13 protein-coding genes and 1 tRNA gene are annotated in these 16,691 nt (G+C 72.6%); 7 read left to right on the forward strand and 7 right to left on the reverse strand.

Going from position 1 to position 16,691, the window contains the following annotated elements:
- Positions 1–24: 24 nt before the first annotated feature.
- From O2L52_RS14085 to O2L52_RS14095, 3 genes are all read left to right on the forward strand, one after another.
- Positions 25–2,166, forward strand: coding sequence for a transglycosylase domain-containing protein (locus O2L52_RS14085; RefSeq protein ID WP_270116224.1), 2,142 nt, complete (start codon positions 25–27; stop codon positions 2,164–2,166).
- 65 nt (positions 2,167–2,231) lie between these two features.
- Entirely contained in the window at positions 2,232–3,797 is a 1,566-nt protein-coding gene (locus tag O2L52_RS14090; RefSeq protein ID WP_270116227.1) for a dolichyl-phosphate-mannose--protein mannosyltransferase, read from the forward strand.
- Between the two features lie 67 nt (positions 3,798–3,864).
- A tRNA-Ala gene (locus O2L52_RS14095) sits at positions 3,865–3,937 on the forward strand.
- Positions 3,938–4,002: 65 nt separating this feature from the next.
- Here O2L52_RS14095 and O2L52_RS14100 read toward each other — a convergent pair.
- The 4 genes from O2L52_RS14100 to O2L52_RS14115 all read right to left on the reverse strand — a co-directional run bounded on the left by O2L52_RS14100 (position 4,003) and on the right by O2L52_RS14115 (position 9,110).
- Entirely contained in the window at positions 4,003–5,508 is a 1,506-nt protein-coding gene (locus tag O2L52_RS14100) for a molybdopterin-dependent oxidoreductase (protein WP_270116228.1), read from the reverse strand.
- 425 nt (positions 5,509–5,933) lie between these two features.
- On the reverse strand, positions 5,934–7,046 hold the full coding sequence (locus tag O2L52_RS14105; protein ID WP_270116230.1) for a trans-sulfuration enzyme family protein: 1,113 nt from the start codon (positions 7,044–7,046) through the stop codon (positions 5,934–5,936).
- Complete coding sequence (locus tag O2L52_RS14110) at positions 7,043–7,813, reverse strand: S-methyl-5'-thioadenosine phosphorylase (protein WP_270116231.1); 771 nt, start codon at positions 7,811–7,813, stop codon at positions 7,043–7,045. The genes O2L52_RS14105 and O2L52_RS14110 overlap by 4 nt, the downstream gene beginning before the upstream one ends.
- 10 nt (positions 7,814–7,823) lie before the next feature.
- Positions 7,824–9,110: a glycosyltransferase family 2 protein gene (locus O2L52_RS14115; protein ID WP_270116232.1), complete on the reverse strand. Its 1,287-nt coding sequence runs from the start codon at positions 9,108–9,110 to the stop codon at positions 7,824–7,826.
- 113 nt (positions 9,111–9,223) lie between these two features.
- Here O2L52_RS14115 and O2L52_RS14120 point away from each other — a divergent pair, with 113 nt between their 5' ends.
- The 4 genes from O2L52_RS14120 to O2L52_RS14135 are packed head-to-tail and all read left to right on the forward strand — an operon-like array spanning position 9,224 to position 13,461.
- Positions 9,224–9,913: a response regulator transcription factor gene (locus O2L52_RS14120; protein ID WP_270116234.1), complete on the forward strand. Its 690-nt coding sequence runs from the start codon at positions 9,224–9,226 to the stop codon at positions 9,911–9,913.
- Positions 9,913–11,142, forward strand: a complete 1,230-nt coding sequence (locus O2L52_RS14125) for a sensor histidine kinase (RefSeq protein ID WP_270116235.1) — start codon at positions 9,913–9,915, stop codon at positions 11,140–11,142. The genes O2L52_RS14120 and O2L52_RS14125 overlap by 1 nt, the downstream gene beginning before the upstream one ends.
- Complete coding sequence (locus O2L52_RS14130) at positions 11,139–12,416, forward strand: hypothetical protein (protein WP_270116237.1); 1,278 nt, start codon at positions 11,139–11,141, stop codon at positions 12,414–12,416. Before O2L52_RS14125 ends, O2L52_RS14130 begins: the two co-directional genes overlap by 4 nt.
- A 19-nt stretch (positions 12,417–12,435) precedes the next feature.
- Positions 12,436–13,461, forward strand: a complete 1,026-nt coding sequence (locus O2L52_RS14135) for an NAD-dependent epimerase/dehydratase family protein (RefSeq protein ID WP_270116239.1) — start codon at positions 12,436–12,438, stop codon at positions 13,459–13,461.
- A 130-nt stretch (positions 13,462–13,591) separates the two neighbouring features.
- Here the strand turns inward: O2L52_RS14135 and O2L52_RS14140 are convergent, their stop codons facing one another.
- The 3 genes from O2L52_RS14140 to O2L52_RS14150 all read right to left on the reverse strand — a co-directional run bounded on the left by O2L52_RS14140 (position 13,592) and on the right by O2L52_RS14150 (position 16,327).
- Positions 13,592–14,536: an NmrA/HSCARG family protein gene (locus tag O2L52_RS14140; RefSeq protein WP_270116241.1), complete on the reverse strand. Its 945-nt coding sequence runs from the start codon at positions 14,534–14,536 to the stop codon at positions 13,592–13,594.
- 101 nt (positions 14,537–14,637) lie between these two features.
- On the reverse strand, positions 14,638–15,015 hold the full coding sequence (locus tag O2L52_RS14145; protein ID WP_270116242.1) for a DoxX family protein: 378 nt from the start codon (positions 15,013–15,015) through the stop codon (positions 14,638–14,640).
- A 412-nt stretch (positions 15,016–15,427) separates the two neighbouring features.
- Positions 15,428–16,327, reverse strand: coding sequence for an alpha/beta fold hydrolase (locus O2L52_RS14150; RefSeq protein ID WP_270116244.1), 900 nt, complete (start codon positions 16,325–16,327; stop codon positions 15,428–15,430).
- Positions 16,328–16,691 lie beyond the last annotated feature (364 nt).

The following is a 16,691-nucleotide window of genomic DNA, read 5'->3' on the forward strand; positions in this document are numbered from 1 at the left end:
TCGCGGGGCACTTCGGGAGACAGCGTGAGTGCATCTTCGAAACCGGTGGCGCAGACCTGGTTCGGGCCCATCACCGCCGTGCAGCGACGCGCCATGTTCGCGCTCGTGCCGGTGGCGGTCGCCTTCGGTCTCGTCGTCGGCCTGGCCTTCCTGCCGCTGACGAGCGCCTTCGGCGGCCTCGCCAAAGTCGGCTCCGAGACCGTGCTCGAACTCCCCGACGAACTCGTGCTGCCCCCCGCGCCCGAGTCCTCCACCCTCTACGCCTCCGACGGCACCACCGTCATCGCCACCTTCGGCGACCAGTACCGGGTCCAGCTCGAATACGACCAGATCCCCGAATCGGTCGTCAACGCGCTCGTCGCCACCGAGGACTCGAACTTCTTCGAGCACAACGGCGTCGACCCCGAAGGCGTCATGCGCGCCCTCGTCACCAACCTCGCCGACGGCGGCACCTCCGAAGGCGCCTCGACGATCACCATGCAGTACGTGCGGCAGGTCCTCTCCTACACCGCGACCACGCCCGACGAGGTCGCCGCCGCCAGCGAGGTCACCATCGACCGCAAGGTCAAGGAGATGGGGTACGCGCTGGCGCTCGAGGAGGAGATGACCAAGGAGGAGATCCTCACCAACTACCTGAACACCGTGTACTTCGGCAACGGCGCGTACGGGATCGGCGCCGCGGCGCAGGTCTACTACGGGAAGGTCCCCGCGGACCTCACGGTCGCCGAGTCGGCGATGCTGGTGGGCCTGATCCAGTCGCCGTCGAACTACGACCCGATCAACGGCTCCTCGGAGGCCGCGCAGGTCCGCCGCGACCACGTGATCAACCGGATGGTCAGCGTCAAGTCCCTGACCGCCGCCGAAGGCGAGACGGCGCGGGCCGAGGGGCTGAACCTCAACCCGCAGGACGCGAACAACACCATGGGCGGGGCGATCGACTCCGACTACGGGTTCTTCGTCGACTACTTCGAGCAGTGGTGGAACCAGCAGGAGGACTTCGGCGACTCCGACGAGGTCCGCAAGGCCCGCCTCTACCGGGGCGGCTACGAGATCGTGTCGACCCTCGACGTGGAGCTGCAGGACGCCGCGCAGGACGCGGTGGAGAAGCAGAAGCCGATGGGCTCGGAGTACGCGCTCGGGTCGGTCGTGGTCGAGCCGGGGACCGGCGGCATCCAGGTGATGGCCGTGAACCGCAACTACTCCAACGACACCTCGGACAACGGCCCCAACACCTCGAACCCCGAGTACAAGGGCTCCTACCCGAACACCACGAACCCGCTGCTGAGCGGCAACTCGGCGGTGCCGGGCTACCAGGCGGGCTCGTCGTTCAAGATGTTCACGATGCTCGCGGCCCTCGAGGAGGGCCTGCCGCTGGACACGACGATCTACTCGCCGTACCAGTACACGTCGGAGTACGTGGTGGGCGACGGCGCTGCCTCGTGCGGGAACTACTGGTGCCCGAAGAACGCCTCCGAGTCGGAGGTCGGGAACTACAACATGTGGACCGGGTTCGGCGAGTCGGTGAACACGTACTTCGTGCAGCTGGCCGAGCGGATCGGCGTCGAGAAGGCCATCAACGTGGCCGAGCGGCTCGGCATCAAGTTCCGGGCCCAGGAGGACCTGAACCTGGTGACGAACAGCCCGGAGACGTACGGGCCCTTCGTCCTCGGCGTCACCCAGACCACGCCGCTGGACATGGCCGCGGCGTACGCGGCGCTCCCGGCGGACGGCGTGTTCTGCCCGCCGATCCCCGCGCAGAGCGCGACCACGCTGACGGGCGCGACCATCCCGTTCGAGTCCGCGTGCGACCAGGCGGTCAGCGTCGAGGTCGCCCGCGCGGCCGTGGACGCGGCCCGCTGCCCGACCGAGTACGGTGCGGCCGCAGGCAACTGCACGTGGGGCACCGCGCCGCAGGTCGGCAACGCCGTGGACGGCCCGGTCGCGGGCAAGACCGGCACCACCGACTCGAACTCCACGAACTGGTTCGTGGGCTTCACCCCGAACGCGGCCGCCGCGGCGTTCATCGCCGACCCGGACAGCCCGCAGAACCTGGTGGGCAAGGGCAATCTCGGCAAACCCGCGAACGCGGTCGCCGACATCCTGGCCGCCCAATGGGACCTGAACGGGGAGGGCGATTTCACGCCCCCGAAGGAACTGGTGCACTGACCGAGGAGTGAAAGGGCCTGACCGCGACTCGCCACAGAGGGCGCTCAGGCCCTAGACTCACCCCGGTGAGCGCCACCGCAGTCCGGCCCGAGCAGCCGCCCGCCGCCTGGCGGCCGACGCCGCTCCCCGGCCCCCTCCCCTCCGTCCGGGCCCGCCTCTCCAGCACCGTCCCGGATGACCGCCGCCGCGCCTTCTGGGTGACCCTCGTGGTCACCGGGATCGCCGCCGCGCTGCGCCTGATCGGCCTGGACCACCCCAAGGGCCTCATCTTCGACGAGGTCTACTACGCGCAGGACGCGCACTCGATGCTGACCCACGGCGTCGAGTGGGACCCAGGTTCGGACGGCTCCGCGTACGTCGCGCACCCGCCGTTCGGCAAGTGGCTCATCGGCCTCGGCGAGTGGGCGTTCGGCTACGACGAGGTCGGGTGGCGCATCGCCGCCGCGTTCGCCGGGATCATCGGCGTCGCGATCCTCATCCGCCTCATGCGCCGCCTCACCGGTTCGACCCTCCTCGGCGGCACCGCGGGCCTGCTCCTCGCCGTCGAAGGCAGCCACCTCGTGCTCTCCCGCACGTCACTGCTCGACATCTTCATCGCCACACTGCTTCTCGCGGCCATGTACTGCCTGGTGCGCGACCGCGACTGGCGCCGCGCGAAGTGGCTGGCCGCGATCGAGGACGGCCTGGACGTGCGCCGACGCCGGCCCCGCCTGGGCCTGCCGTGGTGGCGGATCACGTGCGCGGTGCTCCTCGGACTCGCCATGGGCACCAAGTGGAGTGCGCTGTGGTACATCATCGCCGTCATCCTCCTGTTCATCGTGTGGGACTGGCGGCTGCGGGTGGACGCGGGCGCCCGCAAGCCCTTCCGCGACACCCTCATCTACGAGTTCGGGCAGAACCTGTGGTTCGGGCTCCTCGCGGTCGGCGTGTACACGGCCTCGTGGACCGGCTGGTTCCTCAACGACACAGGCTCGTACCGGCACTGGCTCGCCGACCAGGGCGACAGCGAGCCGCCCGTCATCGGTGCGCTGGTCAACTGGATGCAGTACCACTTCAGCGTCCTGAACTTCCACGAGACGCTGGACTCCGAGCACGCCTACCAGTCCTGGCCCTGGCAGTGGCTGTTCGACCTGCGGCCCGTGGTCTTCTACTGGAGCTCCGACGTCGACTGCGGCACGAGCGACTGCGCCGGCGAGGTGCTCCTGCTCGGCACGCCGCTGCTGTGGTGGACGTTCGTGCCCGCCACGCTCGCCCTGCTCGTGTGGGCACTGCACCGGCGCGACTGGCGGGCCTGGTTCCTCCTCGCGGGCCTGGGCGCGGGCATCGCCCCGTGGTTCTTCTACCCCGAGCGGACGATGTTCTTCTTCTACTCCGCCCCGGCCGTCCCGTTCTTCATAGGCGCCGTCACGTGGTGCCTCGGGCTGATCATCGGCCGCGGCGACCGGCGCCGGCGCGACCTCGGGCTCCCGGCCCTGGGCTCACCGGAGCGGCGCCTCACGGGCGCGCTCATCGCCGGGGCGTTCGTGGCCGTCGTCGTCCTCTGCTTCGCCTACTTCTGGCCGATCTACACCGGCGAGGCCATCCCGCGCGACGAGTGGCACGCCCGCATGTGGCTCGACTCCTGGATCTGACCGAGACCCGGCCCACACGCCGCCCTTGCGGCGGCCTGACGCCGCTGTGCTAACCTTGTCGCCGCAAGGGGCTTTGGCGCAGTTGGTAGCGCGTTTCGTTCGCAATGAAAAGGTCAGGGGTTCGAATCCCCTAAGCTCCACAGCAGTGCAGGACCGGTCTCCCGTTCGGGAGGCCGGTCCTTTTGCGTGCGTTCGGTATCGGCTTCTAGCCGACGGTGACCTCGACGCTGTGGAGGCCGGTGGCGCCGTCGGGGATGACGCCTTGGACCTCGCTGGTCTGCGGGTTGCCGTCGCCGTCGGTGGCGCGGACGGTGAGGGTGTGGTCGCCGGGTTCGGCGTCCCATTCGACGAGCCACTGCCGCCACGTGTCGGTGGTGGCGACGTCGGAGAGCCGGCACGGCAGCCACTCGCCGTCGTCGACGCGGAGTTCGACGGCGCTGATGCCGCGGTGCTGGGCCCAGGCGACGCCGGCGACGACGACGGTGCCGGAGTCGGCTTTGGAGCGGGGCGTGTCGATCCGCGACTGGGTCTTGATGGGGCGCGGGGTGGACCAGCCGCGGGTGATCCAGTACGCGTCGTACGCGTCGAAGGTGGTGAGCTCGAGTTCGGTGAGCCACTTGGTGGCCGAGACGTACCCGTAGAGGCCGGGGATGACGAGGCGGGCGGGCCAGCCGTGGTCGACGGGCAGGGGGCTGCCGTTCATGCCGATCGCGATCATGGCGTCGCGGCCGTCGAAGACGAGGTCGGTGGGGGAGCCGGCGGTCCAGCCGTCGGTGGAGCGGGACACGAGCTGGTCGGCGCCGGGGTCGACGCCGGATTCGGCGAGGAGGTCGGCGAGGGAGACGCCGAGCCAGCGGGCGTTGCCGACGAGGTCGCCGCCGACCTGGTTGGAGACGCAGCACAGGGTGATGTCGCGTTCGATGAGCTCGCGGCCGAGCAGGTCGTCCATCGTGTAGGTGCGTTCGCGGTCCACCATGCCGTGCACGCGGAGCGTCCAGGTGTCGACGTCCACGCGGGGGACGGTGATGGCGGTGTCGATCCGGTAGAAGTCGCCGTTCGGGGTCAGGTAGGTGGACAGGCCGCCCTGCTCGAACTCGGCGACGGGCCCCGGTTCGACGGCGGGGACGTCCGGTTCGGGCAGGGTGAGCGCGTCGCGGTCGGCCTCGACCGCGGCGGGCCCGACGCGCCCGGCCCACCAGGAGGCGGCGACCGCGGCGGCCGCGACCCCGCCGACGGCGGCGAGGAACCCGCGCCGGCCGGTCTCCGAGCGTTCGCTGAACCGCGACGCCCACCATTGCAGGCCCGCGAGGGCGACCGCCCCGGCCAGGAGCGAGGGCACGGCCGCTCCGGCGCCGAGCCCGGGCCGGGTGACGGCCGCGGCGGCGCCGATGAGCGCGAACGCGAGGACCGCGGCCCGGGCGGGCCACGGGCGGGTCCGCCACAGCCTGCCGATCGAGTACCCGGCGACGGCCACGGCGACGGCCAGGCCGAGGACCAGCAGCGGCTTGTCGAGGGTCCCGACCAGGTCGATGAACCAGTGCGAGACTTCGAGCGGGACGACGGCGATCACGGTGTCGCTGAGCGCGGAGAGGGGCGCGGCCCGCGGTGCGGCGAAGGCGGCGACGAGGTGCCCGACCGCCAGTCCGGCGAGGGTCGCGAGGAGCCCGGCGACGCCCCAGGCGCGCGGAGAGGCGGGTTGCGTGGTGTTCACCTCTCCATCATCGCGCTTTCGGGGCGCTGCGGGTCGCGTCGGCGCCTTACGTTCCCCTAAACAAGCGCCCGGCGCAAGGGGTGTGGCCCGGTCAGCGGCCCGAGTGTCCGGTTCCGCCCGGCGCGGCGGCGCAGGGGCGGGGCCCTGGTCAGCGGGCTGAGGGTCTGCCGGTTCGGCGCGGCGCGGCGGCGCATAGTGGTGCGCCGGTCAGCGGGCTGAGGGTCCGGTTCCGCCCGGCGCGGCGGCGCAGGGCGGGGCCCCGGTCACGAGGCCGAGGGTCTGCCGGTTCCGCCGGGTCCGGTGGCGCAGGGGCCGTGCCCCGGTCAGCGGGCCGAGGGTCTGCCGGTTCGGCGCGGCGCGGCAGGGGCGGTGCCTCGGTCACGAGGCCGAGGGTCTGCCGGTTCCGCCCGGCCGTACGGGGCCGTTCAGTCGCCGAGTGCTCGGGTGAAGTCGGCGACCAGGTCGTCGGTGGCTTCGATGCCGGCGGAGAAGCGGATGAGGTCGTCGGGGAGGGCGGCGGCCTCGCCGCCGGACACGCGGGTCACGAGCGATTCGACGCCGCCGAGGCTCGCGGCCGTATACGGCAGGCGCAGTGCGGCGATGAGGGCGTCGGCGGCGGCGGTGCCGCCGGCGGGCCGGAACGCCAGCACCGACCCGAACCCGTCGAAGAGCTCGGTCGCGCGCCGGTGGTCGGGGTGGCCGGGGAGCCCGGGGTAGCGGACGTCCGAGATCCGGTCGTGCCCGTCGAGGAGCCGGGCGACGGCCATCGCGTTGACGTGCTGCTGGCGCACCCGCAGCGCAAGGGTCTTGAGGCCGCGCGAGAGCAGGTACGCCGCGTGCGGGTCGAGCGCGCACCCGTAGGCGCACATGACGGACGCGACGCGGGCGATGCGTTCGCGGGAGCCGGTCACGACCCCGGCGGCGAGGTCGGAGTGGCCGTTCAGCGCCTTGGTCGCCGAGTGGCACACCAGGTCGAAGCCGACCGTGTGGGGCCGGAAGACCACGGGGGTCGCGAGGGTGTTGTCGATGATGGAGGCGATGCCGTGCCCGCGGGCGAAGCGGGCGGCGCCGGCGAGGTCGCCGACCCGGACGAGCGGATTGGTGATGGTCTCGGTGAGGAACGCCTTCGTCTCGGGCCGCAGGGCCTCCCGCCAGGCGCGGGCGTCGGCAGGGTCGACGAGGTCGTACGTCCAGCCGAGGCGTGCGGCGTGCTCGGTGAGGAACCGCAGGGTGCCGCCGTAGAAGGTCCCGGCGGCGATCAGATGGTCGCCGGCGCCGAGGACGCTGTGGAGCGCGACCGAGATCGCGGCCATGCCGGAGGCGGTGGCGATCGCGTCCTCGGCGTCTTCGAGTGCGGCGAGCCTGCCGTGGAGGTGCCGCTGGGTGGGGTTGGTGCCGAGCCTGGTGTAGGGGGCGTCGCCGCCGGGGCCGGCCTCGAAGACGGTGCCCTGGTGGATCGGGTACACGACCGAGCCGCCCGCGGCGGGGCGGGGCTCGCCGCCGTGGACGGCGAGGGTCTCGAACCGTTCGGCGCTCACCGGGCCAGCCTCGGGATCGCCGCGTCGAGGAGTTCGCGGACCTTGTGGAGGTTCGCCTGGAAGACGGCGAAGACCGCTTCCTGGCTCACCGGTGCGACGCCGGGGTCCTCGTCGAGGCCGGCGTCGTAGTCGGTGACGAGGGCGATGCCGACGAAGGGGATGCCGGCCTCCATGGCGAGCGGCGCCTCGGGGGCCTGGGTCATGTTGACGACGTGCCAGCCGCAGTCGCGGTGCCAGCGGGACTCGGCGCGTGTGGAGAAGCGGGGGCCGTTGACCACCACGACGGTGCCGCCGTCGTGCGCGACCGCGCCGACCTCGGCGGCGGCGTCGAGCATGATGCGGCGCAGCCGCGGGTCGTACGGTTCGGCGAACGGCAGGTGCACGGGGCCGTCGCTGAACTCGTCGTGGAAAGTGGACTCGCGGCCCCAGGTGCGGTCGACGAGCTGGTCGCATACGACGAACTCGCCGGGCCGGATCTCGGGGCGCAGGGACCCGGCCGCGAACGGCGAGACGAGGGCCCGCACGCCCAGCTGCCGCATGGCGTCCACATTGGCCCGGTAGTTGACGCGGTGGGGCGGGTACCGGTGGCCGGTGCCGTGCCGGGGCAGGAACGCGACGCGGGCGCCGCCGATCGCGGCGACGGCGACCGGCGCGGAGGGCGGCCCCCACTCGGTCTGGAGCTCGATCGTGTCCGCTTCGGCCGCAAGGGAGTAGAAGCCGGAGCCGCCGAAGACGCCGATGTCGGCCCGGGGCGGGTACTCGTTCACTGCGTGCTCCTCATCGTTTCGCGGGCGCGTATTGCGCCAGTTGGGCGCGCATGTCCTTGACCGCGCGGAGGGTCCCGCCGAGGGTCCCGGTCACCTTGCTCCTGCCGGTGCGGGGCCGGTAGCGGACGGGCAGTTCGGTGATCCGCCAGCCGTCTCGCCCCGCGCGCAGCACCATCTCGAGCGGCCAGCCGGAGCGGCGGTCGGCGATGCCGAGGCCGAGGAGGGCGTCGCGGCGGGCGGCGCGCATCGGCCCGAGGTCGGTGACGTGCGCGTCGCAGCGGCGGCGGACCTGCCGGGCGAGGTAGCGGTTGGCGAGGCGCCCGTGGAGGGGCTGCGCGCCCGCGTCGGCGTCCCGGGCGCCGAGGACGAGGTCGGCCTCGCCGGCGAGGACCGGCCCGCAGATCCGCGGCAGGTCGGCGGGGTCGAGGGACGCGTCGCAGTCCATGAAGGCCACCACGGGCGCGGTCGCGGCGGCGAGCCCGGCGAAGCAGGCCGCGCCGAACCCGCGGCGGGCCTCGGCCACGACGTGCGCGCCGAGTCCGGCGGCGACCTCGGCCGAGCCGTCGTCGGAGCCGTTGTCGACCACGATCGGCCGGTACCCGGGGGGCATGCGTTCAAGCACCCACGGGATCGCGCCGCGCTCGTTGAGCACCGGCAGGACCACGTCCACCGCCGGCTCCAGGAGCGCCCGGACCCGCTGCGCGGTGCGGGTGCGCGGCGCGAGCGCGGCGATGGCCCGGGCGTCCTCGGCGTCGTCGAGGTCCCGCAGGACGGGCAGGTCGGCCACGGTGAGCCCGAGGGCCTCCAACTGCTTGCGCTGCAAGGCCCCCGTGTCGTCCTGGCTCATCGGGACGCCCGCGAACGCGTCGGGGTGCGGCCGGGCCAGGCCCAGCGCCCACCAGCCGCCGTCCTCGGCGAGGCCGAGCGCCGCCGCCGCGCCGCCGGCCACGACCGCCAGCGCGGCGTCGAGCAGGTCCGGCGTCACCTGCGGCGTGTCCATGCCGATCTGGAGCCCCGGCCCGCCCGCGAACGCCCACGCCGCGGCGAGCCGCTCGTTGAACGTGCCTTCGACCTGCGGCACCACTTCGAAGCCCGCCGGGAGCCACGGCCCCGGTTCGCCGTCGAGTGCGAGGACGCGCCGCTCGGCGCCGCACGCGGCGACCGCTTCGAGCGTGTCCGCGAGCGCCGCCTCCGCCACCGCTGCGGCCTCCACAGTGGTCAACGGCGGGGCGAGCCTCGTCTTGGAACGCCCCGCAACCGGGGCCTTCGCCATGACGAGGAGATGGGTCCGCTGCATGGGGCCGATGCTACTGACGGGCGCGCCCCGAAAGGCCGGGTCGAAGCTTACGGTCTGCGAAAGTCTTGGACCATCCGGTGACGGGGGCCGCCCGCATCGGTCATCGTTGACGCATGAGCTCCCAAGCCGCCCCCCGCGTGCTCGTCGTCGACGACGACACCGCACTCGCGGAGGTCGTCGCCCGCTACCTGCGCCGCGAAGGCTTCGACGTCGACTACGCCGCCGACGGCGCCACCGGCCTCGAACGCGCCCTCGCCACCCGCCCCGACCTCGTCCTCCTCGACCTCATGATGCCCGGCATGGACGGCTTCGAAGTGTGCCGCCGCCTCCGCGAATCGACCGTGGTGCCCGTCGTCATGCTCACCGCCCGCGGCGAGGAGCACGACCGCATCGCCGGCCTCGACCTCGGCGCCGACGACTACGTCACGAAGCCGTTCTCCCCGGGTGAGCTCGCCGCCCGAGTCCGCGCCGTCCTGCGCCGCGCCACCGCCGCACCCCCGCCCGCCGCCGTGCTCACCGGCGGCGGCCTCGCGATCGACACCCTCGCCCACCGGGTCCGCCGCGACGGCGCGCCCGTCGACCTCACCACCAAGGAGTACGACCTCCTCGTCTGCTTCCTCAGCAACCCCGGCAAGGCCTTCCACCGCGCCGAACTCCTCGAGACCGTGTGGGGCTGGAGCATCGGCGACACCTCCACCGTGACCGTCCACGTCCGCCGCCTCCGCGAGAAGGTCGAGGACGACGCCTCCGCCCCCCGCCACCTCACCACCGTGCGCGGCGTCGGCTACCGATGGGAGCCCTGATGGAGCACCTGCGCCACCGCCGCACCGGCTCGCTGCTGATCCTCGCCACCGCCCTCGCCGCGGCCACCGCCCTCGCGGTCGCCTTCGACTTCCCGCCCCGCGACATCGCCGTCCTCGTCACCGTCGCCGCGGTCGCCTCGGCCGTGGCCGGCGGTGTCGGCGGCGTCGCCCTCAGGCGCCTGCGCAGCCGCCCCGCCCGCGTCCAGACCATGACGGTCGCCCTCTCCTCGGTCCTGGTCGCCGCCACCGGCGTCGTCACCGCCGCGCTCGCCATGTTCATCTCCTTCCACGACCTCGTCGTCCTCTTCGTCGTCCTCATCGTGGCCTCCGGCGTCGCGTTCGGCGCGGCCTGGCAGCTCGGCGACGACATCGGCGCCGGCGCCCAGCAGGTCGGCGCCTACGCCCGCACCATGGTCGGCACCGACGGCCGCATCACCACCGCCCTCGCCCCCGCGGTCACCGGCCCCGGCGAACTCGCCGCCCTCGCCGGGGAGCTCGCCGACGCCTCCCGCCGCCTCGAGGAGTCCCAGCGGCGCGAACGCGCCCTCGAGTCCTCCCGCCGTGAACTCATCAGCTGGGTCTCCCACGACCTCCGCGCCCCCCTCGCCACCATCCGCGCCATGGCCGAAGCCCTCGACGACGGCGTGGTCGACGACGACGCGGCCGTCAAGCGCTACCACCACCAGATCCGCACCGACGCCGAACGCCTCACCGCCCTCGTCGACGACCTGTTCGAACTCTCCCGCATCAACAGCGGCACCCTCAGCCTCGGCCGCGAGAAGGTCGACCTGTGCGACGCCGTCGCCGACGCCATCGCCGGGGCGAGCGCCGCCGCCGAATGCAAAGGCGTCGCCGTCGTCGAACGCCTCGACACGCTCCCGCCCATCGAAGTCGCCGCCCGCGAATGCTGCCGCGCCCTCGACAACCTCTTCGACAACGCCATCCGCCACACCCCCGCCGGCGGCACCGTCGTCATCGCGGCCGCCGCCGACGGCGACGCGGCCGTCCTGCACATCGACGACGAATGCGGCGGCATCCCCGACCACGACCTCCCGCGCGTCTTCGACATCGCCTTCCGCGGCGACGAGGCCCGCCGCCGCGACGACCGCGGCGGCGGCCTCGGCCTCGCCATCAGCCGCGGCCTCATCGAAGCCCACGCCGGCTCCGTCACCGCCGCCAACACCGCCCGCGGATGCCGCTTCACGATCCGCCTCCCGGGACGCCCGTGACGACCCGCGCCCGGACCGCCGCCGCCCTCGCCGCCTGGACCCTCCTCCTCGCCCTCGCGTGGGTCCTCGGCCAGGCCAAACTCGCGGACACCGCAGGCAACCTCCAACTCGGCGCGATGCCCCTCTACGGCAGCTGGGAACTCCACGTCGACGCGACCCTGCTCGCCCCGATCGCCGCGGGCGCGCTCGCCATCGCGGTCCTGCCCTGGGCCGCCGCGCGGTGGCGCTGGCGGTACGTCGTCGCCGCGACCGCCGCCGCGGCCGTCCTCTTCAGCATCGCCTTGGCGTTCGCGCACTCGCATCCGGCCACGTGGAGCGACCTGGACGACCACTACGCGGGGCACGCGCACCTCGTGGACGACGCGGGGGGCTTCGCGCCGTTCCTGCGGCACTACACCGATGCGCAACTCGAGGGCGCCTACTCGGTGCACCTGCAGTCGCATCCGCCCGGGCTCGTCCTGTTCTTCTGGGCCGCAGCGAGAGCCGGGTTCGAGGGGCCGCTGTTCCAGAACGCCGTCGTCCAGGTCGCGGTGGCCGCGGCGGTGGCGGCGGCCCTGATGATCGGCCGCGACGTGGCGGGGGAGCGGCTGGCCCGGCGGGCGGCGCCGTTCCTGGTCGTCGCGCCGGCGGCGTTCTGGCACAACAACGCGGACCTGGTGTTCGCGGGCGTCTCGCTCACCGCCGTCGCGTGCCTGATCCTGGCCACGAACCGGGCGGGCGCGCGTTCGGCGGCCCTGACGGTCGCCGGCGGCCTGCTGGCGGGTGCGGCGCTCCTGCTCTCGTTCTCCGCGGCGCTGCTCGCGGTGCCGCTCCTGGCCGTCGCGGTCCGGCGCCGCCGCTGGGCGGTGCTCACGGGCGGGGGCGCGCTCGCGGCCGCGGTGGTGCTCGCGCCGCTGGCGTGGGGGTACTGGTGGCTCGAGGGGCTGCAGGTCACGCGGGTCCGCTACTACGCGGGGGTGGCGGCGCTGCGCGGGTACTGGTACTTCCTGCTCGCGAACCTGGCGGTGTTCGCGCTCGCGCTCGGCCCGGCGATCGCGGCGGCGCTCGCCCGATTGCGCGACCGCCTCATGTGGATTGTCGTGGGGTCGTGCCTGGCGGCCGTGGCGATCGCGGACCTGTCGGGGATGTCCTCGGCGGAGACGGAGCGGATCTGGCAGCCGTTCATGCCGCTCGTCCTCCTGGCCGGGTGCGCGCTGACCCGCCCCCGGGGGTGGCTGGCGCTCCAGCTGGCCGTCGCCGTCGTCCTCGCCGCCGCACTGCGGGTGCAGTGGTGACCGAGAGAAAGGCAAGTCCTTGCGTGTACTGGTGACCGGCGGCGCCGGGTTCATCGGCGGCCACGCCGTCGAGCGGCTCGCCGCCCGCGGCGATCAAGTGGTCGTCTTCGACTCCCTTGCGGCCCATAAGGAACCGCCGCCTCTGCCCGACGGGGTCGAGCTCATCGTCGGCGACCTCCGGGACGAGCGGGCCCTCGAGCGCGCGGTCGAGGGCGTCGACGCCGTCTGCCACCAGGCCGCGCGCGTGGGCCTCGGCGTCGACTTCGACGACGTGGGCGACTACGTCGCGGACAACGACGGCGGCACCGCGAACCTCCTGCGGGCCCTGTGGCGCCGCTCGTTCACCGGCCGCCTCGTCGTCGCCTCCTCCATGGTCGTCTACGGGGAGGGCCGCTACCGGTGCCCCGACCACGGCGACGTCCGGGCCGCCCCGCGCGACCGCGAGGACCTCGACAATGGACGGTTCGAGCCCCGCTGCCCGCACTGCGGCGCCGACCTCGCCTGGGCCCCCGTCGACGAAGACGCCCGGCTCGATCCGCGGAACGTCTACGCCGCCACGAAGGTCCAGACCGAGCACCTCTCGTTCCTGTACGGCCGCGAATCCGGTGCGCGCGTCTGCGCCCTGCGCTACCACAACGTGTACGGGCCGCGGATGCCTCGCGACACCCCGTACGCGGGGGTCGCCAGCATCTTCCGCAGCGCCCTCGAATCCGGCTCGGCCCCAAGGGTGTTCGAGGACGGCCGCCAGACCCGCGACTTCGTCCACGTCCACGACGTCGCCCGCGCGAACCTCCTCGCCCTCGACGGCGACTGGACCGGCGCGTGCAACATCGCCAGCGGCGAACCGCGCAGCGTCGGCGACATGGCCCGCGCCCTCGCCGCCGACTCCGGCCTCGAATCCGTGGTCACCGGGGAGTACCGCCTCGGCGACGTCCGGCACATCGTCGCCGCCCCCGATCTCGCCGCCGAAGCCCTCGGCTTCCGCGCCGAGACCGGCTTCGCCGAAGGCATGCGCGCCTTCGCGAACGACCCGCTCCGGGACTGACCGGCGCAGCCCGTGCTCGCTTTTTCCCCGCCGGACGCCGCGACGCGACGGCCGCGAAGCAGCGGCGGGAACGCGGAGAGGGACCGTCCCCACGGGGGCGGTCCCTCTACTCCTGCAAGGCGTCTCGCGGTCAGGCCGCGAAGGCGTCCTTGTGCTCGGTGAGCCACTCCTTGAACGTCTTGAGCTCGGGGTTCAAGGTGCGCACGGTGTTCAGGTCGCGGCGGCCGGTGAACTCGTCGTCGAACTCGGCGTAGTACTGGAACATGTTGCCCATCTCCTCGGCGGCCGGGAAGCCCGCCGCGCGGAAGTCGCCGAACGGCACCGGGTGGTACGCGACCGGCTCGTCGAGGACCTCGGTGAACACGTCGGCATACTCGGTGCCCGTCAGGTGCTCCCCGGCGATGCTGATGGTCCTGCCGACGAGTTTCTTGCCGCGCTTGAAGATCCCGAACGCGGTGCGGCCGATGTCCTCCGCGGCGATCCCGGCGAGCGCGCCCTCGTCCATCGGCATCGCCAGGACCAGGCTCCCGTCCTCCTGCCGCCGGGGCGGGAAGTAGGCCATGAAGCCCTCCCAGTAGAACGTGGTCTGCAGGAACGTGGTCGGGACGCCGGCGGCGCTGAACAGGGCGTTCGCCTCGCCCTTGACGTCGAAGTGCGGGACCTTGAAGCGGCCCAGGAGGGTCGGCATGCGGTCGTCCTCGAGCGGCACCGCGTCGCGCGTGTCCTCCAGGGTCGACCAGATCGCGTGCTCGACGCGGGCGCTCGCGGCGGCGCGGGCCAGGTTCCCGGCCTGCTCGAACTCGCGGTCGGGGGACATGTGCTCCCAGAAGTTCGTCACCAGGTACGCGCCGTACGCCCCGTCGAAGGCCTTCGCGAGGCTCGCCTCGTCGTCCAGGTCGGCCTCCACCACTTCGGCGCCGAGCCGCGCGAGCTCGCGGGCCTTCTCGGAGTCGGCGCTGCGGGTGATGGCGCGCACGGCGAACCCGGCGTCCGGCTCGGCGAGGATCGCGCGGGCGAGCCCGCCGCCCTGCTGCCCGGTAGCGCCGACGACTGCGATGATCTTCTGCTCGGTCATGATGGTGCCTTTCGGTTCGGTGTCCCTGGTGCCCCACCCGGGACGATAGGTCGGTGGCGGGGTGCTCCGGCGCGGTTCGACCGAACCGTCCGGATCGCGGATCAGAACGCGTACGGGCCGAAGCGGCCCCAGGCGACGACGGCGGCGAGGACGAGCAGCACCAGGTTGGTGACGACCGCCTGGCTCTCCTTGCGGCGGCCGTGCGTGACGGCGGCGCCGGCCATGAGCACCACGAGTCCGGTGGCGGCCAGCGGCACGAGGAGTACGGCGGTGTCGAGCGCGGCGGGCAGGATGAGGCCGATCGCGGCGAGCACTTCGAGGGCGCCGATGAGCTTGATGAGGCCCGGCGGGAAGTCGGCGGCCCAGCCCATGGACGGCGAGTCGAGCAGTCCCTCCTTCGACTTCGCCAGCTTCGTGAGGCCTGCGAACAGGAAGAACGCGGCCAGCAAGCCTGCCAGGATCCAGAGGACGAGGTTCATGATTCACACCTTCAAACGACTAGTTGATGCATCATCTATCTCCTCATAGAGATGCATGATGCATCATTTACCGTAGCGCGAGATAGATGATGCGTCAAGTATCGAGTGAGCGGGGTCCCCGGCTCCAACGCTGCAGACCGCGCCGCCCGACGCCGCACACCACGCCGTTCCGGAGCACGAGGGCCCAAGGCACCCCCGTCAACACGGAGGCGCCCGCCTATCGCACCAATGAAATCGCGCGGAGTGTCCCGCGCTGCCGCCCGCCTCGATCGCACGGCCGAACCACGCGGAGCTGCCCGCGCTGGCGCACGCCCTGACAGGCCAGGGCCCGCTTGCTCAGGCCGCGTTCGCCCAGGCCGCAACGACCCAGGTCACCGATCGCACCAGGGCGCCGATCAAGCGCCCCGCCGTCTCAGATCGTCGCGGGAATCCGGCGCAGGTCCTCAACGACCGTCGCGTACGCCAGGTCTTCCAAAGGCTCGCAGCCGAAGAAGCGGTTCATGAGGTCGACCAACTGCGCCGGCCGCTCCAGGTGAATGAGGTGGTCGGCGCGGGCGAGCTCCACGTACCAGCTCTCCGGGCAGGTGAACGCCAGCTCGCGGCAGAGCGCCGGCGGCGTCAGCGTGTCGTGCTCGCCGGTCGTGAACAGCGTCGGCACCGCGGGCGGGATCGACGGGTCGATGAGGTCGCGCGAGAGCAGCCGGTTCGTGTTCGCGATGAACTTCGCGAGGTCCGCGTCGTCCGCCGCGCCGAACCGCATCGCGAGGATGCGGCGCACCACGGCCTTCGCCGCGATGTCCGGGTGCGGACTCATGAGCGCGTCCACCGCAGACGGCCCGAAGCGCTCGCGCGGTCCGTGCTCCGCAAGCGCCACAGCCGCACGCATCATCGGCCGCGATGCGGCCGGGATGCCGCCCATCGTCCCGGCGAGCACCATGCGCGCGATCCGCTCCGGATGCGTCTGCGCGAGCCGGTAGCCCACAGACGAGCCGTACGATCCCGCGAACACGTTCACCTTTTCGATCCCCAGGTCGTCGAGAAGCCGCACCATCGCCTCCGCGGGGATGTCCGGGCCCAGATACGGCGGTAGGAGGTCGGCGCGGCCCCAGCCCGGCAGGTCGGGGCAGATCACGTCCGCCCGCCCGAGCATGCCCTGCTCGACCCGGCCCCAGTCCTCCTTGCGGTGCAGCGCACCGCCGATGAGCACGACCGGCGCGAACTCCGGCGAATCGGAATACGTGCGCCGCGACCAGTACGTGTAGCCCGCGAGGCGGTGCTTGTATTCCTGAGGAGTGGCGGCAGTGCTCGGCATGGAAGCTCCCGTTCGAGGGTTGACGTTCGCGGCGCCGTGAGAGCCGCCGCAGGTACGGGAGATCACCCTAGTATCCGAAATGCGAATTTCTGGTATTTTGCGGTTTAACCAGTGGCATGTCCGAGTTCCTGGTTGAGTCGACGCCTGGAGCACTCGACACGAGCCGACCGAGCCGGCACTACCGCTTGACTGGGACGACGACGGAGCGGCCCAGGGCATCCGCCCCGAGCCGGAATCGCCGCTTCACTTGGACGACGAAGCGGCCCAGGGCCTTGCCCGACCCGCCCGAGCCGGTATCGCCGCTTCACCAGGACGACAAAGCGGCCCAGGGCTGCCCGAGCCGCCCAAGCTGGCACCACCGCTT

This window comes from Glycomyces algeriensis (assembly GCF_027622855.1).
Lineage (GTDB): Bacteria > Actinomycetota > Actinomycetes > Mycobacteriales > Micromonosporaceae > Glycomyces > Glycomyces algeriensis.